General features: G+C 56.2%; 3 protein-coding genes. 2 read left to right on the top strand and 1 reads right to left on the bottom strand.

Annotation, left to right across the window (positions count from 1 at the left end; translation table 11 throughout):
• The coding region (locus D3D01_RS22490) for a LamG domain-containing protein (RefSeq protein ID WP_147439982.1) at window positions 1–542 on the top strand (542 nt) is incomplete at its 5' end.
• A complete protein-coding gene (locus D3D01_RS22485) occupies window positions 539–1,306 on the top strand; it encodes a hypothetical protein (RefSeq protein ID WP_121513851.1) in 768 nt (255 codons plus the stop codon). The genes D3D01_RS22490 and D3D01_RS22485, both read left to right, overlap by 4 nt.
• Here the strand turns inward: D3D01_RS22485 and D3D01_RS23870 are convergent.
• On the bottom strand, window positions 1,307–1,628 hold a 322-nt coding region (locus tag D3D01_RS23870), incomplete at its 5' end, for a hypothetical protein (RefSeq protein WP_158600563.1).

The raw sequence follows: 1,628 nt of genomic DNA, 5'->3' as shown, positions 1-1,628 counted from the left end.
ACCATCTTGTCGGCGTCTTCGACGGAGACGATACCGAAATATATGTTGACGGCAATCTCGCGGCCACAAAAGATTCAGCAGACGAAATAGATCCGGCATCGTCTCCCGCTGGTATTGGCGAAAACGTAAACCAATCGGGCCGGCATCTTGATGGGCAACTGGATGAACTGCGGGTGTATAACCGATCATTGTCGCCGAATGAGGTCAGGAACCTCACCGAGACGGCTACCGAAGGCGAGTACCGAAGCGGGTGGAAGACTGGCCCCTCGATCAGGGGTAACGATGTCAACTTACGGTACAATGTCGACCAAGCACCCGGTCAAACTGTTGAGGTCATCGTTGTCGCCGACTACGGAGCAACTGGTCCGGGGATAAAACGGAGCAGCAGCATAACGCTCTCTGGCGCCAGCGGCGAGGTGGACGTGACTGGCCTGCCGGGGGGACAGTCAGCTGACCGATATTCTCTGATTGTCCGGCTCGATTCGTCGACGCCGACCGACTCCCCGACAGTCCAGGGTCTTGAGCTCGTGGAGGGCACATGAACGACCGTGCGATCAGTGAGTCGCTTGGATTTGTATTCGTGTTCTCTATCATCGTCCTCTCTCTGGGGCTCGTGAGCACGGTCGGCTTCTCTCAAATTGAGGAAGTGCGCAACGACCAGCAGTTGGAGAATGCAGAACGTTCGTTCCGGATTGTCGCACAAAACATCGAGGAGTTGCAGACGGGGCAGTCCGTAGCTCGCGGCGGAGAACTGGACCTCAATCGGGGACGAATCAGCACTATTTCATCAGCTGACTCTCGACTCCGAGTATCTGTAAAGAGCACCACAGGACCGACCGACGACTACCAAGCCACTTACGAACTGAGCGGACTCGAGTACCAACTCGAGGGGACAACTGTCAGCTACGAGGGAGGGGGTGTGTTCCGCCGAGATAGAGGCGGGACAGCTGTCATTGGCTCGCCGACGCTGGTCTGTACTGATGAGCGCGCACTCGTGTCGCTGGTAACAGTAGATGGGCCAGAGGGCCGGCAGTTGGGCGGCGGAACCGTCTCTATCACAGTCGAACGTCAAAACGCCACCGTCACATTCCCGGTAAACCGGAGTGGGCCAAACAGTACGGCCGGCCGGGCCAACGTCTCGATTGAAGTGGTCAATTCCCAGTTCAAATCCGGCTGGAACCAGCATCTTGAGTCACGTCAGGGATGGCACCCCAGCGGGAGCGGATTCGTCTGCGACGGGACCGGTAATGGAGTGCAGACATATCAAATCGTCAGGACTCACGTCAGCGTGACGTTCACCCGGTGATTATCCTGAGACCTGGACATCGTTAACTTGAACGTTGATAACACCGGCGGCCTCAACGTCAGACTCTGCAACTCCGACCTGGAACAGTAGTAGAAGCATATTCTCAGACTTATCACCGTCCGGGAGGTCATAGTAGATGACCGCCTGGTTGCTCTTCAGGTTGAGGGCATAACCCCCGCTCTCGTTTGTAATCCTAATGTCGTCGTACGGCTGGAAGTACGTAGTAACATTGTCCTGCCACGTAGCACTGTAGTTCCGGGTGATAAGGCCGGTGACATCGTCGCCGTCAGTATAGATTCGGGTTGGCTTAATCGCATCGTGG

The organism is Haloarcula sp. Atlit-7R, assembly GCF_003666065.1.
Lineage (GTDB): Archaea > Halobacteriota > Halobacteria > Halobacteriales > Haloarculaceae > Haloarcula > Haloarcula taiwanensis.
The sequence above is the reverse complement of the archived record's forward strand: the minus strand, read 5'-3'. Positions and strand labels throughout refer to the sequence as shown.

Excerpts from the sequence above, each read along its gene's own strand:
- D3D01_RS22485 (WP_121513851.1), top strand. The coding sequence starts at position 539 with ATGAACGACCGTGCGATCAGTGAGTCGCTTGGATTTGTATTCGTGTTC.